This is a genomic window from Sphingomonas bacterium (genome assembly GCF_903643035.1).
Lineage (GTDB): Bacteria > Pseudomonadota > Alphaproteobacteria > Sphingomonadales > Sphingomonadaceae > Sphingomonas.
Genome location: NZ_CAHJWW010000032.1, coordinates 1 through 17,276 on the forward strand (window position 1 = coordinate 1; position 17,276 = coordinate 17,276).

Annotated in this window: 21 protein-coding genes; 10 read left to right on the plus strand and 11 right to left on the minus strand. The window is 69.1% G+C overall.

Annotated elements, in window-relative coordinates:
* Positions 1 to 201: DNA translocase FtsK 4TM domain-containing protein (locus tag HUV01_RS03670; RefSeq protein ID WP_174296963.1), on the minus strand; the 201-nt coding region annotated here is incomplete at its 3' end.
* Positions 202 to 362: 161 nt separating this feature from the next.
* Here HUV01_RS03670 and HUV01_RS03675 point away from each other — a divergent pair.
* Positions 363 to 734, plus strand: coding sequence for a glycine zipper 2TM domain-containing protein (locus HUV01_RS03675; RefSeq protein WP_174296964.1), 372 nt, complete (start codon positions 363 to 365; stop codon positions 732 to 734).
* 100 nt (positions 735 to 834) lie between these two features.
* Positions 835 to 2,049, plus strand: a complete 1,215-nt coding sequence (locus tag HUV01_RS03680) for an FAD-dependent monooxygenase (protein ID WP_174296965.1) — start codon at positions 835 to 837, stop codon at positions 2,047 to 2,049.
* A gap of 58 nt (positions 2,050 to 2,107) precedes the next feature.
* Here the strand turns inward: HUV01_RS03680 and pyk are convergent, their stop codons facing one another.
* Positions 2,108 to 3,613: a pyruvate kinase gene (gene pyk / locus HUV01_RS03685; protein ID WP_174296966.1), complete on the minus strand. Its 1,506-nt coding sequence runs from the start codon at positions 3,611 to 3,613 to the stop codon at positions 2,108 to 2,110.
* 70 nt (positions 3,614 to 3,683) lie between these two features.
* Here pyk and HUV01_RS03690 point away from each other — a divergent pair, with 70 nt between their 5' ends.
* From HUV01_RS03690 to ruvC, 4 genes are all read left to right on the plus strand, one after another.
* Entirely contained in the window at positions 3,684 to 3,968 is a 285-nt protein-coding gene (locus tag HUV01_RS03690; protein WP_174296967.1) for a DUF1244 domain-containing protein, read from the plus strand.
* 70 nt (positions 3,969 to 4,038) lie between these two features.
* A complete protein-coding gene (locus tag HUV01_RS03695; protein WP_174296968.1) occupies positions 4,039 to 4,278 on the plus strand; it encodes a DUF2312 domain-containing protein in 240 nt (79 codons plus the stop codon).
* Between the two features lie 92 nt (positions 4,279 to 4,370).
* Positions 4,371 to 5,114, plus strand: a complete 744-nt coding sequence (locus tag HUV01_RS03700; protein WP_174296969.1) for a YebC/PmpR family DNA-binding transcriptional regulator — start codon at positions 4,371 to 4,373, stop codon at positions 5,112 to 5,114.
* Between the two features lie 106 nt (positions 5,115 to 5,220).
* A complete protein-coding gene (ruvC, locus tag HUV01_RS03705; protein ID WP_174296970.1) occupies positions 5,221 to 5,709 on the plus strand; it encodes a crossover junction endodeoxyribonuclease RuvC in 489 nt (162 codons plus the stop codon).
* 161 nt (positions 5,710 to 5,870) lie between these two features.
* Here the strand turns inward: ruvC and HUV01_RS03710 are convergent, their stop codons facing one another.
* Complete coding sequence (locus tag HUV01_RS03710; protein WP_174296971.1) at positions 5,871 to 6,788, minus strand: ABC transporter ATP-binding protein; 918 nt, start codon at positions 6,786 to 6,788, stop codon at positions 5,871 to 5,873.
* A gap of 85 nt (positions 6,789 to 6,873) precedes the next feature.
* Here HUV01_RS03710 and HUV01_RS03715 point away from each other — a divergent pair, with 85 nt between their 5' ends.
* Both HUV01_RS03715 and tldD read left to right on the plus strand, forming a co-directional pair.
* A complete protein-coding gene (locus HUV01_RS03715) occupies positions 6,874 to 7,107 on the plus strand; it encodes a zinc-finger domain-containing protein (RefSeq protein WP_174296972.1) in 234 nt (77 codons plus the stop codon).
* An 18-nt stretch (positions 7,108 to 7,125) separates the two neighbouring features.
* Positions 7,126 to 8,553, plus strand: coding sequence for a metalloprotease TldD (gene tldD / locus HUV01_RS03720; protein WP_174296973.1), 1,428 nt, complete (start codon positions 7,126 to 7,128; stop codon positions 8,551 to 8,553).
* A gap of 6 nt (positions 8,554 to 8,559) precedes the next feature.
* Here tldD and HUV01_RS03725 read toward each other — a convergent pair whose 3' ends face one another.
* Genes HUV01_RS03725 through rlmN form a run of 3 tightly spaced genes read right to left on the minus strand, consistent with a single transcriptional unit; the run spans position 8,560 to position 10,317 of the window.
* Complete coding sequence (locus tag HUV01_RS03725; RefSeq protein WP_174296974.1) at positions 8,560 to 8,850, minus strand: CcdB family protein; 291 nt, start codon at positions 8,848 to 8,850, stop codon at positions 8,560 to 8,562.
* The gene (locus tag HUV01_RS03730) at positions 8,850 to 9,086 is read right to left on the minus strand and encodes a type II toxin-antitoxin system CcdA family antitoxin (protein WP_174296975.1); all 237 of its coding nucleotides are present in this window, start codon (positions 9,084 to 9,086) and stop codon (positions 8,850 to 8,852) included. Before HUV01_RS03730 ends, HUV01_RS03725 begins: the two co-directional genes overlap by 1 nt.
* 22 nt (positions 9,087 to 9,108) lie before the next feature.
* Complete coding sequence (rlmN, locus tag HUV01_RS03735; protein ID WP_174296976.1) at positions 9,109 to 10,317, minus strand: 23S rRNA (adenine(2503)-C(2))-methyltransferase RlmN; 1,209 nt, start codon at positions 10,315 to 10,317, stop codon at positions 9,109 to 9,111.
* 181 nt (positions 10,318 to 10,498) lie between these two features.
* Between rlmN and HUV01_RS03740 the strand changes: the two genes are divergently transcribed.
* Positions 10,499 to 11,083, plus strand: a complete 585-nt coding sequence (locus HUV01_RS03740) for a DUF3833 family protein (RefSeq protein WP_174296977.1) — start codon at positions 10,499 to 10,501, stop codon at positions 11,081 to 11,083.
* Here HUV01_RS03740 and HUV01_RS03745 read toward each other — a convergent pair.
* The gene (locus HUV01_RS03745) at positions 11,020 to 11,490 is read right to left on the minus strand and encodes a hypothetical protein (RefSeq protein WP_174296978.1); all 471 of its coding nucleotides are present in this window, start codon (positions 11,488 to 11,490) and stop codon (positions 11,020 to 11,022) included. The two genes, HUV01_RS03740 and HUV01_RS03745, sit on opposite strands and share 64 nt — an antisense overlap.
* 226 nt (positions 11,491 to 11,716) lie before the next feature.
* On the opposite strand from HUV01_RS03745, the gene dnaN reads away from it, so the two are divergent.
* On the plus strand, positions 11,717 to 12,829 hold the full coding sequence (dnaN, locus tag HUV01_RS03750; protein ID WP_174296979.1) for a DNA polymerase III subunit beta: 1,113 nt from the start codon (positions 11,717 to 11,719) through the stop codon (positions 12,827 to 12,829).
* A 341-nt stretch (positions 12,830 to 13,170) separates the two neighbouring features.
* On the opposite strand, the gene HUV01_RS03755 is transcribed toward dnaN, so the two are convergent.
* The 4 genes from HUV01_RS03755 to HUV01_RS03770 form a co-directional block, all read right to left on the minus strand.
* Entirely contained in the window at positions 13,171 to 14,193 is a 1,023-nt protein-coding gene (locus tag HUV01_RS03755; RefSeq protein WP_174296980.1) for a ferritin-like domain-containing protein, read from the minus strand.
* A gap of 30 nt (positions 14,194 to 14,223) precedes the next feature.
* Positions 14,224 to 15,240: a ferritin-like domain-containing protein gene (locus HUV01_RS03760; RefSeq protein ID WP_174296981.1), complete on the minus strand. Its 1,017-nt coding sequence runs from the start codon at positions 15,238 to 15,240 to the stop codon at positions 14,224 to 14,226.
* Between the two features lie 204 nt (positions 15,241 to 15,444).
* Complete coding sequence (locus HUV01_RS03765) at positions 15,445 to 16,317, minus strand: MipA/OmpV family protein (RefSeq protein WP_254606355.1); 873 nt, start codon at positions 16,315 to 16,317, stop codon at positions 15,445 to 15,447.
* Between the two features lie 118 nt (positions 16,318 to 16,435).
* Complete coding sequence (locus HUV01_RS03770; protein WP_174296982.1) at positions 16,436 to 17,215, minus strand: sterol desaturase family protein; 780 nt, start codon at positions 17,213 to 17,215, stop codon at positions 16,436 to 16,438.
* Positions 17,216 to 17,276 lie beyond the last annotated feature (61 nt).

A 17,276-nucleotide genomic window follows, 5' to 3' on the forward strand; every position in this document is an offset into this window, starting at 1 on the left:
GATCCAGCCCGCCAGGTTGCGCGCCGGCCCGCCGGACGCGGTGTTCAGCGCCTGGTCCCCCGGATGGTAGCTCGCCAGCGCCAGCGCGGCGAGCAGCGTGGCTCCGAAGATCGCGCCCGCGACCGCGATCGCGCCGCCGCGCACCGCGCCCTGTCGCATCGATGCGCGCCACATCGTCGGCTGCTGCGCCCGGCTCGCCATCGCCCGTGTCCCCGTTCCCGTTACGCCCCCGATTCTTGCCGAGCCGCGATGCGCCGTCAAGCTGAACGCCGGCCTCCCCCGGGCTTCAGGTCAGCGCAATGTCGCCGGGACCATGCAACCCACAGGCGGGTGCGTTGTTACCCGACCCGAGGAGAATGGCGATGAAGAAGACCATGTTGGCCGCGATGGCCGCGATGACGATGGCGCCGGCGCTGCTGCCGGGCGCGGCGGTGGCGCAGAGCTACCAGAACGATCAGCGTTACCAGAACGACCAGCGCGACCAGCGCGATCAGCGTGACGAGGGTTATCGCGGCGACCGCAGCTATCGCGGCGACGACGGCCGCTACTACCCGTGCAAGAAGTCGAGCGGCACGACCGGGACGGTCGCGGGCGCGGTCGGCGGCGGCGTGCTCGGCCATGTGCTGGGCGGCGGCACGCTCGGCACGCTGGCGGGCGCGGGCGGCGGCGCTCTGCTCGGCCGTCACCTCGACAAGAAGCATGACTCGGCCCAGAACCGCAGGAACGGCTGCTGATCCCCGACCGGGAACGGCGGACACGACCAGGAACCCGCTCGCCTGTCGGCGGGCGGGTTTTTCTTTGGCGTCGGCGAGGGGGCGGGCGTAGGGCGGCACCATGATCCAGGCTGACGTCCTCATCCTCGGCGGCGGGCTCGTCGGCGCCTGTCTCGCGACCGCGCTCGACTCGCACGGCCTGTCCTCGATCGTCGTCGATCCCGCCGACCCGGCGGTGACGCTCGCTCCCGGCTTCGATGGCCGCGCCTCGGCGGTGGCGAGCGCCAGCGGGCGGATGCTCGACGCGATCGGCGTCGGCGCGCGCGTCGCGGGCCGGGGCTGCGCGATCCGCTCGATCCGGGTAAGCGACGGGCTGGAACCCGGCAAGCTGGACTTCGTGGCGGCGGACGGCGACCCGCTGGGGACGATGTACGAGAACAGGCTGCTGCGCCGCGCGATGCACGAGGCGACGTCGGCGGCGGGGCTGGTGGACCTGCGCACCGGAACGCGCGCGGCCGACGTGGTGCGCGACGGCGCGGGCGTCCGCGCGACGCTGTCGACCGGGGAGGATGTGCGCGCCGAACTGCTGATCGCCGCCGACGGGCGTGCGTCCGCGACGCGCGAGGCGGCCGGGATCGCGGTCGCGCGCTGGTCCTACGACCACCGCGCGATCATCGCCGCCTTCCACCACGAGCGCACGCACGACGCGACCGCCTATGAGATCTTCTATCCCGCGGGGCCGTTCGCGATCCTGCCGCTGCCCGACGACGACGTCGGCCATCGCTCGGCGCTGGTGTGGACGGTGGCGGAGCGCGACGCGACCGGGATGATGAAGCTGGGCGACCGCGGCTTCCTTGCGGAGGCGGAGGCGCGGATGGGCGGCTTCCTGGGCAGGTTGTCGGCGCCGGCGCCGCGATCGGGCTATCCGCTGGGCTTCCACCATGCCGCCCGGATCACCGCCGGACGGCTGGCGCTGGTGGGCGACGCGGGCCACGGCATCCACCCGATCGCGGGCCAGGGCCTGAACCTCGGCCTGCGCGACGTCGCCGCGCTGGTCGAGGTGCTGGTGGAGGGCAGGCGGCTGGGCCTGGACCTTGGCGATGCGCAGCTTCTTGCGCGGTACGAGCGGTGGCGCAGCCTCGACGTGGCGATGGTGGCGGTGGCGACGGACACGCTGACGCGGCTGTTCGGCATCCCGGGCAGGACCGCGAGCGCGGTGCGGCGGCTCGGCATCTCCGCCGTCGACCGCATCCCCGCGCTCAAGGACCGCTTCATGGCCGAGGCGAGGGGCGAGAGCGGCGACGTGCCGCGCCTGCTGCAGGGAATGATGGCCTGACGGTCCCCCTCCCGCTCGCGGGAGGGGAGACGCGCCCGGCCTTTCCCGCGGGAAAAGGCTATTCCTCGTGGCCCTTCAGCTCGTCGCCCGTCATGCGCGTGACATGCAGCACGTTGGTCGATCCCGGCGTCTTGAACGGCACCCCCGCCATTAGCACGATCCGGTCGCCGGCGGCGGCGATGCCGTGGCGCAACGCCATGCGCTTGGATTTCGCCACCATCTCCTCGAACGACGACACGTCGCGCGTGTGGATCGCATAGGTGCCCCACAACAGCCCCAGCCGCCGCGCGGTCTCAAGCCGGGGCGTCAGCACCACGACCGGCACGCCGGGCCGCTCGCGCGCCACGCGCCGCGCGGTGGAGCCCGATGTGGTGAAGCAGATGATCGCCTTGGCCGACACGGTCCGCGCAATGGCGGCCGCCGCCTCCGCCAGCGCGTCGGCGGTGGTGGGATCGGGCTTGGTGACGGTGAAGTGGATGCGGTCGCCATGCGCGGGGTCGAGCTCCACCGCCTCGCCGATCGCGTTCATCATCGCCACCGACTGCACCGGCCAGTCGCCCGCCGCGCTTTCCGCCGACAGCATGATCGCGTCCGCCCCGTCGTAGATCGCGGTCGCGACGTCCGACACCTCGGCGCGGGTGGGCGAGGGGCTCTTAATCATCGACTCCAGCATCTGCGTCGCCACCACCACCGGCCGGCCCATCCGGCGCGACAGCTCGACGATGCGCTTCTGGAGCGGGGGCACCTGCTGCGGGGGCAGCTCGACGCCCAGGTCGCCGCGCGCGACCATCACGCCGTCGCACACCTCGATGATCTCTTCCAACCGGTCGATCGCGGCCGGCTTCTCGATCTTGGCGAGCAGCGCGGCGCGGCCGGCGATCAGCAGCCTCGCCTCCGCCAAGTCCTCCGGCCGCTGCACGAACGACAGCGCGATCCAGTCCACCCCCTGGTCGACCGCCCAGGCGAGGTCGGACCGGTCCTTGTCGGTCAGCGCCGCCATCGGCAGCACGACGTCCGGGACGTTCAGGCCCTTGTTGTCGGACAGCGACCCGCCGACCTCGACCAGCGCCTCGATCCGGTCGGGCGTGTTGTCGGCGACGCGCAGCACCAGCTTGCCGTCGTCCAGCAGCAGCCGCGCGCCCGGCTCGATCGCCTCGAAGATCTCGCGGTGCGGCAGCTGGACGCGGATGGCGTCGCCGGGTTCGGCCGATCGGTCGAGGTGGAACGTCGACCCGGTGACGAGGTCGACCCGCCCGCCCGCGAACCGCCCGACGCGCAGCTTGGGACCCTGAAGATCCGCCAGGATCGTCGTCGGCCGGCCGAACCGCTCCTCCAGCGACCGGATCGCCGCGACCACCGCGACCTTGGACTGCTGGTCCCCGTGGCTCATGTTGATGCGGAAGGCGTCGGCGCCCGACTGGAACAGCGTCGCGATCATCTCCGTGCTGCTCGATGCGGGACCCAGCGTCGCGAGCACGCGCACCTTGCGCGCGCGGGGACCCGGACGGGGATCGGGACCCGGTTCGGGCCGGGAACCGGACCGGGGGCTGGGGGCCTTGGTCATGATTGCGTTCCTCGGCTTGTGCGCGGGCCGTCCTAGGGAATAACGCGGGGCAAGCAACGAGGGATTGTGCATGACGGACATCGACGATGCGACCGCGGCGGCGGCGTTCCGCCGGCTGGTGGCGCACCTGCGCGATCGCGAGGACGCGCAGAACGTGGACCTGATGGGGCTCGCGGGCTTCTGTCGCAACTGCCTGGGCGACTGGGTGGCGGAGGCGAGCGGCGGCGCGCTCGACACCGCCGCGGCACGCGAGGCGGTGTACGGCATGCCCTATGCCGCCTGGAAGGCGCGCCAGCCGGCGGCGACGGCCGCGCAGCTGGCCCGCATGGCCGAAAGCCTGAAGAAGAACGCGTGACGCCGCCCGCGCGCGTGGTTAAGGCGCGCGGCCCCCGTCGGGGGATCGCGTTTCACAGGATCGACCGCCCATGACCGACAACGTCTCCGCCGAGCAGCTGCGCCAGTTCATCGAGCGCGTGGAAAGGCTGGAAGAGGAGAAGCGCGCGATGCAGGACGACATCAAGGACACCTATGGCGAGGCGAAGTCGACCGGCTTCGACGTCAAGACGATGCGCTCGATCGTCCGCCTGCGCCGCATGGAGAAGCATCACCGCGACGAGGCGGACGCGCTGTTGGAAACCTACCGACAGGCGCTGGGGCTCCAGTGATACTCGTCCCACCGGCGGCTCTCGGCGGTAGCCGGCGGCTGGCGCGGAGGCGGCGGGGAGCGTAACAGCCGCGCATCGCCCAAGAGGACATCATGGCAGGTCATTCCAAGTACAAGAACATCATGTACCGCAAGGGCGCGCAGGACAAGAAGCGGTCCGCGTCGTTCGGCAAGCTCAGCCGCGAGATCACCGTGGCGGCCAAATCGGGGCTGCCCGATCCCGACACCAACGCCCGCCTGCGCGCCGCGATCAACGCCGCCAAGGCCGCGTCGATGCCCAAGGACAATATCCAGCGGTCGGTCGACAAGGCGAGCCGCGCCGACGCCGAGAACTACGAGGAGATCCGCTACGAGGGCTTCGGTCCCGGCGGCGTCTCGCTCATCATCGAGGCGCTGACCGACAACCGCAACCGCACCGCCACCAACGTTCGCACCGCCGTGGCCAAGAACGGCGGCAACCTCGGCGCGTCGGGCTCCGTCAGCCACGGCTTCGACCGGATGGGCCTCGTCAGCTACCCCGCCTCGGCCGGCGATGCAGAGACGGTGTTCGAGGCCGCGCTGGAGGCGGGCGCCGAGGACGTGAGCTCCACCGACGACGGCCACGAGATCTGGACGGCGGTGGGCGACCTGCACGAGGTCGCGACCGCGCTGGCGCCGGTGCTCGGCGAGCCAGAGGGCGCGAAGCTCGCCTGGCGCGCGCAGACGACCGTCGCGGTGGGCGAGGGCGAGGCGGAACAGCTGTTCAAGCTGATCGACGCTCTGGACGACGATGACGACGTTCAGACCGTCTGGGGCAACCACGAGGTCAGCGACGAGGTGCTGGAGCGGCTGGGGTGATCCCCTCACCCGCTTGCGGGAGGGGTTGGGCGCGGGGCGTCCTGGGGCGGTGCTCTCGCGCTCGTGCCCACCCCCCGGCCCCCTCCCGCGAGCGGGCGGGGGAGGCATGATCGTCCTCGGCCTCGACCCCGGCCTTGGCACCACCGGCTGGGGCGTGATCCGCGCCGAGGGCAACCGCCTGTCCCATCTCGCCAACGGTCGGCTTCGGACCGGGACGGCCGAGCCGCTCGCCCGCCGGCTCGCGCATCTGGACACCATGCTGGCGGCCGTGATCGCCGATCACGCGCCACAGGCGGCGGCGGTGGAGGAGGTGTTCGTCAACTCGAACCCGCAGTCGACGCTGAAGCTCGGCCAGGCGCGCGGCGTCATCCTGCTCGGCGTGGCGCGCGCCGGGATCGAGCCGGGCGAGTACGCCGCTCGCCTCGTGAAGAAGGCGGTGGTGGGCACCGGGGCCGCGGAGAAGGCGCAGGTCCACGCGATGGTCGCCCGCCTGTTGCCCGGCACCGCGATCGACGGCCCGGACGCCGCCGACGCGCTGGCGGTGGCGATCTGCCACGCGCACCACCTCGCCAGCCGGCGGGGGATGGGGGACTGATCTTATCTCATCCTCCCCCTGGCGGGGGGAGGTGGCCGGCGCAGCCGGACGGAGGGGGAGGTGCGCAGGACGGAGCCGGTTCGAAACCGCCCCCTCCGTCAGCCCTGCGGGCTGCCACCTCCCCCTGGCGGGGGAGGACAAGGGGGTCCATCCCTCCCGCGTCACCTTGCCCGCGTCAGGCTCAGGAACACGTCCTCCAGGTCCGCCTCGCGCGTGGAGACGTCGACGATGCCCAGCCCGTCGCGGGTCACCGCCGCCAGCACCTGCCCTGCGTTCACCCGGTCCTTGGAATAGGTGATCTCCAGCACGCGGCTGCCCTTCAGCACCACCTTGTCGAAGCAGACCGCATCGGGCGCGGCATCCAGGTCGCGGTCGACCGTCACCGCCACCACCTTCTCGCGCGCGCGGCCGACCAGCTCCCGCGTCGGCTCGTTCGCCACGACGCGGCCGTGGTTGATGATCGCGATCCGGTCGCACAACTGCTCGGCCTCCTCCAGATAGTGGGTCGTCAGCACCACCGTCACGCCGCCGTCGTTGAGCTCGCGGACATAGGTCCACAACTGCTGGCGAAGCTCGATGTCGACACCCGCGGTCGGCTCGTCGAGCACCAGCACGGGCGGAGCGTGGACCAGCGCCTTGGCCACCATCAGCCGCCGCTTCATGCCGCCCGACAGGGTGCGGGCATAGGCGTTCGCCTTGTCCTCCAGATGGACGGCGCGCAGCAGCTCCATCGACCTGCGCGCCGCCCTGGGCACGCCGTACAGCCCGGCCTGGATGTCCAGCGTCTCCAGCGGCGTGAAGAAGGGGTCGAACAGGATCTCCTGGTTGACGATGCCGATCGCCGCCTTCGCGTTGCGCGGGTGCGCATCGATGTCGAACCCCCAGATCGAGGCAGTCCCGCTCGTCTTGTTCACGAGCCCGGCGAGGATGTTGATGAGCGTCGACTTGCCCGCCCCGTTGGGACCCAGAAGCCCGAAGATCGAACCCTGCGGCACATCGACGCTCACCCCGTCGAGCGCGCGCTTGCCCCCGGCGTAGGTCTTGGACAGGTCCCGGATGGCGATGGCGGCGTCGGTCATGCCGCGGCCCTAGACGAGTTGCGGAGGGCGCGACAGCATCCAGGCGGCATTGTGGAAGGCCGGGACGCTTGCTATCCGCGCAGACATGGTTCCGCCGCTAGAAACGATCCGTACCACCAGCCACCGTGTCGCCTGCGACGGGGCGAGCGACATTCCGGGCGGCGCCGCGCTCGGCCATCCGCGCGTGTTCCTCCAGATCGACGACGGCGGCACCGTCGACTGCGGCTATTGCGACCGGCGCTTCATCCTCGTCGGCGGTCCGGCGGACGGCGCGGACCAGTCGACGATCCGCGATCACGGGGATGGCGCAGGACGATAAGCCATCTATATCGTACCGATGACCGCAGCCGCCGATCCCCGCTCGTTCCTGTACCGCGACGATCTCGATCCCGAGATCGCGCGCAAGCTGACCGCCGACGCGCTCGCGCGGGCCGACGACGGCGAGCTGTATCTTCAGTACAAGAAGTCCGAGGCGTTCGGGTTCGACGACGGGCGGCTGAAGACCGCTTCCTACGACACGCAGGGCGGTTTCGGGCTGCGCGCGGTGGCGGGCGAGACGACCGCCTTCGCGCACGCAAGCGAGATGACACCCGCCGCGATCCGGCGGGCGGCGCAGACGATGGCGCTGATCGATCCCACCTCGACCCCGCGCAGCCCGGCGCCGCAGGGTACGAACCGCCACCTGTACACCGATGCCGATCCGCTCGACTTGGTGCCGTTCGCCGACAAGGTGAACCTGTGCCAGACGATCGACGCCGCCGCGCGTGCCCGGGATCCGCGCGTCGCGCAGGTGTCGGTATCGTTGATGGGGTCGTGGCAGGTCGTCGAGATCGTGCGTGCCGACGGCTTCGTGGCCACCGACGTGCGCCCGCTCGTACGGCTGAACGTCTCGATCGTGGCGGAGCAGGACGGGCGGCGCGAGACGGGCACGTTCGGGATCGGCGGCCGCCATCTCTACGACCGGGTGATGGAGCCCGCGACGTGGAACCGCGCGATCGACGAGGCGCTGGCGCAGGCGCTGGTCAACCTCGAGTCGGTCGCGGCGCCGGCGGGCGAGATGACGGTCCTGCTGGGGCCGGGCTGGCCGGGCGTGCTGCTGCACGAGGCGATCGGCCACGGGCTGGAAGGGGACTTCAACCGCAAGGGCACGTCCGCCTTCTCGGGAAGGATCGGCGAGCGGGTGGCCGCCCCGGGGATCACGATCGTGGATGACGGGTCGATCCAGGACCGTCGCGGCTCGCTGACGATCGACGACGAGGGTACGCCGACCGGCGAGACGGTGCTGATCGAGGACGGCATCCTGAAGGGCTACATGCAGGACCGGCTGAACGCGCGGCTGATGGGCGTCTCGCCCACCGGCAACGGCCGGCGCGAGAGCTTCGCGCATGCGCCGATGCCGCGGATGACCAACACCTTCATGAAGGCCGGCCGCGACGACCCCGCCGAACTGTTGGGCCGGGTGAAGCGCGGCATCTTCGCCAAGGCGTTCGGCGGCGGATCGGTCGACATCGTGTCGGGCAAGTTCGTCTTCTCGTGCACCGAGGCGTATCTGATCGAGGATGGCAAGCTGGGTGCCCCGATCAAGGGCGCGACGCTGATCGGCGACGGGCCGAGCGTGCTGACCAAGGTGACGGGGATCGGCAACGACTTCGCGCTCGACGAGGGGATCGGCATGTGCGGCAAGGGCGGGCAGAGCGTCCCGGCGGGCGTCGGCCAGCCGACGCTGCTGGTCGACGGATTGACGGTGGGCGGGACGGCGGTCTGAAGCGGATCAGATACCGCTGACGAGCATGTCGAGTGCCCGTTTGATCTGATCCTGCTCGTTGGCAAGGGTTGCAATCGTGCTCTCTATGTCTCGCCGATCTACACTGCGGGCCAGCGGCGTCAGCATGATGAGGCGTTTGCCCTCGACATCGAACATCAGCGTCAGATGCTTGAGTTCGGCTGGATGAGAGGCACGCAGCGGCACGACGAAGCGGGACGGAAGCGCGTCCAAAAGGTCAGACTGGCAGTCGAGCACCAGACCGCCACCGCGCAGGCGATAAACGTCGAATTGTGCCATCACAAGGGCGGCAGATGTGCCAGCGGATCGCCTTCGCGGTCATACCAATCGGCCCAGGTAGCAAGCGGCTCTCTGTTCTCCTCCCGCCAATGCTGCTCGCGTGCGGTTTTCACCTCACGCGCAAGTACGCGATCCACCGTTCGCGAGAGTTTGAGACCTAACTCGCGTACCGCTTCGACCGTCTTACGATCGAGCAGCAGGTTGACGCGCTGGCGTGTGGAGACTGGCTCACGCAAAATATGCGCATCATTGACGCCGTCAACCCAGCGCCATCAGCTTCGCCTCCGCCTCTCGGTCCATCTCCGCGCGACTTTTCCGTTCCGCCGCCGTCTTAAGCTGGCCGCAGGCAGCGTCGATATCGCGACCGCGCGGCGTGCGGACAGGGGCGGAGATGCCGGCCTGGAACACGATCTCGGAAAAGGCGCGCACCCGCTCGGGCGTCGAACATTCATACGCCGCGCCGGGCCATGGATTGAACGGGATCAGGTTCACCTTGGCGGGCAGGCGATAGTGGCGGATCAGCCGGACCAGTTCGTGCGCGTCCGCGTCCGAGTCGTTCTTGTCGCGCAGCATGACATATTCGAAGGTGATCCGCCGCGCGTTGTTGGCGCCCGGGTAATCGGCGCATGCCTGCAGCAGCTCGTCGATGCCGTATTTGCGGTTCAGCGGCACGATCTCGTCGCGCACCTCCTTGCGTACCGCATGCAGCGACACGGCGAGGTTCACCCCGATCTCCTCGCCTGCCCGCGCCATCATCGGCACGACGCCCGATGTCGACAGGGTGATCCGCCGCTTCGAGAGCGCGAGGCCGTCGCCGTCCATCACGAGCCGCAGCGCGTCGCGCACCGCATCGAAATTGTAGAGCGGCTCGCCCATGCCCATCATCACGATGTTGGTGAGCATCCGCCCCTCGGGCTGCGACGGCCACTCGCCGAGCGAGTCGCGCGCCAGCATCACCTGGCCGACGATCTCGCCCGCGGTCAGGTTGCGGACCAGGCGCATCGTCCCGGTATGGCAGAAGCGGCAGTTGAGCGTGCAGCCGACCTGGCTCGACACGCACAACGTCCCCCGGCCGGCATCGGGAATGAACACCATCTCGTAATCCTGCGCGTCTGGCGAGCGCAGCAGCCACTTGCGCGTGCCGTCGGACGAGACCTGCGCCTCCACCACCTCGGGCCGGGAGATCGCGAACCGCTCGGCCAGCCACGGGTACTGCGCCTTCGCGATGTCCGTCATCGCGGAGAACTCGGTCGCGCCGCGGTTGTAGAGCCAGTGCCAGATCTGCTTGGCGCGCAGCTTCGCCTGCCTCGGCTCCAGGCCGGCGTCCGACAGGGCCGTCCGCAACTGGTCCTTGGACAGACCGATCAGGTCGGTTCGTCCGTCCGGCCGCGGTGCGGGCGTGCGGACGACGGGTACGGGATCGACATGCCCGGGCATGGACATCAGGGCGGCGGCGGTGGCGGGCATCGACAGGATATAGCCCAGCGCGGCCGGAACTTAAATGGCGCGTCGGCGCGGAGTTCGCGTCGCGCCCTGCATGCGTGCATGCGTGCGTGCGTGTGTGAGGTTCGGGGCAGGGACATGACTCCACCCGCCGGACGTTCTTCGCCGGACTGACGGCCCGGTTCGGCACCGACGGGAGAACACGATGCGAGCCTTTCCGATCATGGCCTGCCTCGCACTCTCGGCCTGCGCCACCTTGCCTCCCGATGCGCCACCGGCGGCATTGACACCGGCGTTCGACCCGCTTGCCTTCTTCGCGGGCCGGACGGAGGGCAGGGGGCGACTGACGATCGCCTTTCATCGCGGCGTCGCCATTCTTGTGCATGGATCGGGCACGATCGAGCCGGACGGCGCGATCCACCTGACGCAGGCCGTGGTGGTGGACGGCAAACCGCCGACGCGGCGCGACTGGCGGATCGCCCGCTCGCTTGATGGTACATACCGCGGCACGCTGAGCGATGCGCGCGGCCCGGTGACCGTGATCGCCAGGGGCAACCGGCTGCACATCCGCTTCGCGATGGCGCACGGCCTGTCGGCGGAACAATGGCTCGTGCTGGAGCCCGGCGGCCAATCGACGTTGAACCGGCTGACCGTGCGCAAGCTCGGCGTCGTCGTGGCGCGGGTGGACGAGCGGATCGTGCGCGTGCCGCAAGGCGCCGCGATGTCCTACCCTCCCGCGCAACCCAGCGTCGCCGCATCGATCGCGGTCGCGGCGCCGGTCAGCAGATAGGTGTCCGCGAACGGCTCGCCGCGTGCGCTGACCGCCTCGATGCTCATGCTGTGCTGGCCGCGCAGCGCCGCGACCAGCGTATGGTCGGTCGCGGCGTCGGGGCTCCAGACGCCGCTGCCATGTCCCGTCAGGCGGAAGCGGCGCTCGCCGACGCTGAGCGTCACCGGCGTGTCGTCGCCGCGCGCGGCGGACAGGCGCACGAACAGGACGTCGCCGCGACGCTGGCCGGGCCAGCGTGCGATGCTGGCGAATGGGCGCCATGCCGGGCGCCGTCCGGTGCGTGCGGGCACCGCGATCGCGAAGCAGCGTGCCGGTTCCCGGTCGCGGAACGCTCCCCAGCCGTCGAACACGCCCAGCGGCTCGCGCCCCTGCGTCGTGCTCGCCGCCAGCAGCAGCGCGAGGATCATGCAGGACCCTTGACCGCGCCTGGGCGCACGATGAAGTCCGGCCCCTGTCGCTCTGCCGCCATGTCATCGAGGTAGCTGCGGCGGACGCCGGCAGGCAAGGGCGTTAAGTCTCCACTTACCATTACGGCCTGAAGGAAGACCCGGCGGCGCTTGCAGGACCGGCAGGCGCGCCTGTAGGGTCGCCTGCAAGCACGGCAGCGGACTCGCGCGTGGGGGACAAGACGGCATGAAGGCGACGATCGAACGCGCGACGCTCCTGAAGGGGCTGAGCCATGTGCAATCGGTGGTCGAGCGCCGCAACACGATCCCGATCCTGTCCAACGTCCTGATCGAGGCGACGTCGGACGGCGGCCTCAGGCTGATGGCCACCGATCTCGATCTGCAGATCAACGAGCGTATCGGCGCCGCGGTCGACCAGCCCGGCGCGACGACCGTGTCCGCGCACACGCTGTTCGACATCGCCCGCAAGCTGCCGGAGGGCGCGCAGGTACAGTTCTCCGCCGCGGAAGGGCGGATGGCGATCATGGCCGGGCGCGCGCGCTTCAGCCTCGGCACGCTGCCGCGCGAGGACTTTCCGGTGATCGCCGAGGGCGAGCTGCCGGTGAAGTTCGAGCTGCCGGCCGATACGCTCAAGCAGATGATCGACAAGACACGCTTCGCGATCAGCACGGAGGAAACCCGTTACTACCTCAACGGCATCTTCCTACATGTGACGAAGGATGCGACGCCGGTCCTGAAGGCCGCGGCGACGGACGGCCACCGCCTCGCGCGGGTGACGATGCCGCGCCCGGAAGGGGCGGAGGAGATGCCCGACGTCATCGTGCCGCGCAAATGCGTGGCCGAGCTGCGCAAGCTGCTTGACGAGGTGGACGGCTCCGTCGGCGTGTCGCTGTCGCCCACCAAGATCCGGTTCGACCTGGGGCAGGCGGTGCTGACGTCCAAGCTGATCGACGGCACCTTTCCCGATTACTCGCGGGTGATCCCGACGGGCAACGACAAGATCCTGAAGCTAGACCCGCGCGGGTTCGAGGACGGGGTGGACCGCGTCTCCACCATCGCGACGGAGAAGACGCGTGCGGTGAAGATGGCGCTCGACCGCGACCGGATCACGCTGTCCGTGAGCAGCCCCGAAAACGGCACGGCGGCGGAAGAGGTGCCCGGCGATTATACCGCGGCGCCCTTCGAGATCGGCTTCAACTCGCGCTATCTGCTCGATATCCTCGGCCAGATCGAGGGCGATGTGGTTGAGGTGCATCTGGCGGACGCCGCGGCGCCGACGTTGATCCGTGAAAGCGACAAGTCGAACGCGCTGTACGTGCTGATGCCGATGCGCGTGTAGATCGGGATTGAGGCGCAAGCCGACTGTTCGCTTCTTCCGGCTGTCGCCGTGGCATCGCAAAAGCCCCAGATCGCGGCTATCATGTCGCATGATCGGACTGCCGCCTGAGGGCTGCTTGAAAGGCCCTCAGGACGCTCGCCGTCCTGTGCCGTTCGGGCCAGGTCTGTATTGTACCTATCGATCCGTTCCCGGCAGACGGGGCATGAGAGCTCGCGGCATCATTTGTGAATGGGATGCGACGCGACCGTTCGCCGGTCAGGTCTTCGACCCGACCGATACGAAAAGGGCCGCGCGATCACCCGCGCGGCCCTTGCCGATCTTCACGATCTGCGGAACTCGGCTTACGCGTTCGCGGCGCTCGCCTTGATGTTGCCGTTGATGCCCGAGGGGAAGAACCCGCCGCTCGTCACCGACGTCTTGGTCAGAAAGACCTCGTTCAGCACGTTGGCGGCGGTTCGGCCGTACACGATGCTGTCGCCGTCGGTCGGCACGATGTTGGACGCCGGGTAGGAAGCGCCGTTCGCCGTCACCGTGCCGGGGTTTATCACGCCCTGATCGTCGTCGCTTGCGCCGTCGAGCGAGTCGCGGGCGGTGGAGATCATCTCCGAGAACGTCCGGTCGGTGGGCACCATCGACAGGCCACGCCGATACAGCAGCGTGCGGATCAGACCCGAATGGTAGGCCTCCGTCGCCAGGATGCCGGCAGCCGCGTCGACGATGACGCTGCTGGTGATGAGCGCGGCCGCTCCCTTGTACGCGGTCACGCCCACGTCTGTCAGCAGCATCGCGCCGAGCAGCCAGTTGTCGTCGGACGCATAGGGGTCGAACGTCCCCGTCGCGCTGACGACACCCGCCGCGCGGGCCGCCGCCGTGAAGGCACCGGTCGCGCTGCCGTCGATGTTGATCGCCGGCTGTGCCACCGCCGCGGTGTTGAGTTGGCTTCGCAGGAACAGGATATGGGTGATCTCGTCCTGCGCGATCTCACGCGCATAGCTTGCCACCGTCGCGTCGGCGAAGGTGACCTGACGACCGCCGACCACCGCGCCCTGCGTACCGGTGCCGGTCAGCAGGCTGGAGTTCGGTCCTTGGCCGAATGCGGCGAAGGAATAGTAGTTGCCTTCCAGATATTCGAGCGTCAGCGCGAAGTTCAGGATGTCGACGTCGGATACGGCGGTGGTGGCCGTCGGCGACGGCGTCGGCGCCACGGGCGCAGCCGGCGAACCCTGGTCGTCGCAGGCCGACAACATCGACAGGCCACCGGCGGCGGCGATGCCCGCGCCGGCTATCTTGATGAAGCGGCGGCGCTCGGCGCGGCGAGCCGCCCCGATCTCCATCACTTCCTGCAGCGTTTCACGATCAATCATATTTATTCCCCTGGATCTGATAGCTGCGGATCAGCCGTTCGGCGTGCTGGTCGTGATGTTGCCGTTCATGCCGGCGGGGAAGAAGCCGCCCTTCGTGGCTCCGACCTTGGTCGGCGGCGAGTTCAGGTACACGATGTTGAGTACCTGGCCGGTCGTGCGGCCATAGGCCAGACCGTTGCCGTCCGTCGGCGCGATGTTCGACAGGGTGCCCACGGTGTTGGCGATCTGGGCGATGCCCTGATCGTCGTCGGTCGTCCCATCCACCGCGTCACGCACGTTGGAGATCGCTTCCGTGTTGGTGCGGATGATCGGCGTGGCGACGCCGAGCTGGTCCAGCGTCGTGCGGACGATGGCGGCATGATATGCCTCCACTGCCAGGATACCGGCGGCGGCGTCGAGATACGTCTTGTTGGTCAGCAGGCCCGAGGCGCCGCGATAGGCGGTCACTCCGACGTCCTCGAAGATGAACGCACCGTACAGGAAGCTCAGGTCGTTGGCATACACGTCGAAGAAGGTCGGCGCGGTCGCGGACGTCGCGCCGATCAGGCCAGCCGCGCGCGCCGCGGTGCTGAAGGCGCCGTTCGGCGTGATGCCGACATCGAGCACCGGCTGCGCCACCGCCGTCGCGCCGATGGCCTTGCGGAGGAAGTTGACGTGGTTGAGCTCGTCCGCCGCGATCTCGTTCGCATAGGCCTGAACGGAGGGATCGGAGAACTTCACCTGTCGAGCGCCGGCGTTGTAGAGCGCGCCGGTGCTGTCCGCCGCGGTGGCGGTCGAAACGGCCGTGCCGGTACCGGTGATCGACGTCGCCGGGATCGGCGTGCCGAACGCGGCATAATAGTAGAAATTGGACTCGAGATACTCGAGGTTCAGCGCGAAGTTCAGGATGTCGCCATCGGTCACGGCCTGCGCCTCTGCGGAGCCCGCCATTGCCAGACCGGCACCGACGACGCCGGCGCCAAGGATCGCCTTGAACAAGGCCCGGCGGTCGTCGCGGCGCTGAACGCGCTTATCGAAAACGCCGATCAATTCCTCACTGTCGGTCATAACAAACTCGTCCCCTTGATGTGATGGACCGCCGTCGCCGCCGGTCAAACCCGCTAAGCTTCGCCTGTCCGGCGCAGATCGCCGTGCGACGCCATCAACGCCGTCGACACGAGGCCATACGAAGAAGTGGTGCCGATGGATGCAACCCCGCACAAACTTTTGCGAAAGGACACCCATCGCTCCGACGCCGAGCCGGCCATCGGCTCAGAACGTGTAGGCGAGCCCCGCCGCGCCGATCCACTGGTTGCGCGATCCGACGGTCCGGACCAGCGGGCTGTTGCCGAAGTCGCCCAGCATCTTGGTATAGGTACCACCCGCCAGCACCTTGAAGCCGTGCAGCAGGTTGCCGGTCAGCGAATAGGTGACGACGCCGCCGCCGGTGACGCTCTTCCACCCCGAACCGGGAGAATAGATGGCCAGGCCGCTCGCCAAGCTCTGCTGCGCGGTGACGCCGAAATACGTCTGGGCATAGCCGCGTCCGGCATTGTCCGCCGATCCGAACAACGCCACCGCCGCCTTCGTGCTGAGCGGCGTCAGATAGTTGATCGACGGGGTGACGACCCGGCTGTCGCTGACGTTGTTGACGTCGTGACGATAGCTGACGCTGATCGACAGCTTGTCATAGGGGCTGGTGATGATGCCCGTCTTGCCGAAACCCACGAAGCCGCCAAGCTCGATGCCGTTGCCCAGCTCGCCCAGGGCGCGCACCTGACGATTGTTGATCTGCTTCAGGCTGTCGCGGTTGAGGTTCAGGACGGCGATCGGGCCGGCCTGGAAGTCGAACTTCGAAGTGCGGCTGTCGGGGATCAGGTCGATGTTGAAGCGGTTGCCGATCAGCTGGAAATTGAAGCCCTTGTACGAACCGAGCGCTGCTGGCGCCGCCGTGAAGCGATAGTCCTTCGAGCCTTCGTAGTCGGGGAGGTAGACGCCGCCGCCACCGACGGTGATCGTGTCCTTGCCGAGATCGGCCGCCATCGCCTCGCGGGCCGACGAACCTGACGGCGGTGCATCCTGTGCCGATGCGACGGTCGAGACGATGGCGCCGGTCAGGGCGGCGAGGACGAGGTTCAATCGCACGTATGGCGCTCCGAAAATAATGCTGCCGCCGCGTAACGTAAGTCCGGGGCCAAGGCTCCACTATCCGGACGACCATCACTCATCCTACCAAATCCTATAGAAGTCTGTGGCGTTTTGGCTACACTTGCGCATCGGCGGCCGTGGGGGCGCGAACCTTGCCCGCCGCGGCATGGCTCCGAGTGAAATCACCGACGCCGCGGTCCGTGCCGCACATCTTGTCCCACCAGCGAAAGTAGAGCCCAAAGTTGCAGCCGTACCGCTCATGGTGCCGCTGGTGATGGCTGGCGGTGATGAGCCAGCCGCCGATCGGCCCCCGCCACAGCGCGGGCGGAAACATCTCCCACCCCATGTGATTGGTGACGCCCATGACCGTCATCGTCGCCAGCACGATGGCCAGCGCCCCGACGTGGATCGGGATGACGAGGACGAGCAGCGGGATCGCTACCGCGCCGGTCAGCGCCTCGACCGGGTGAAACGCCATCGCCGCCCAGGCGGTCGGCGGCCGGCTGGCGTGGTGAAGCGCGTGGGCGATCCGGAAGGGGCGCGGCCGGTGCATCCAGCGATGCGTCCAGTAGAACCAGGTGTCGTGGGCCGCGAGATACAGGAACACCGATACCGGCAGGTACCATAGCGGCCAGGCGTGCGTGCCGGTGTAGACGCGGGTCCAGCCGCGATGCTGCCAACCCCAGGCGAGCACGCCCGCCGGCATGCCGTAGATCGCGGCGGAGGCGAGGCTCCAGGCGATCTCGCGCCGCACCTGCGCGTCCAGGCCCTTATATAGCCCCGGATGCCGCATCCGCGTCGCCAGCGCGAACCCGCCCGACGCGGCGAGGTAGCGCACGCCGACGATGACGCTCATCGCCAGCGCGGACAGGGTGATGGCGATCACGGCCGACATGGCTGCTCCCTACGCGATCTGCTGTCCGCCCGCCAGCACGCCCTGAAGCCGCTCCCCCCCC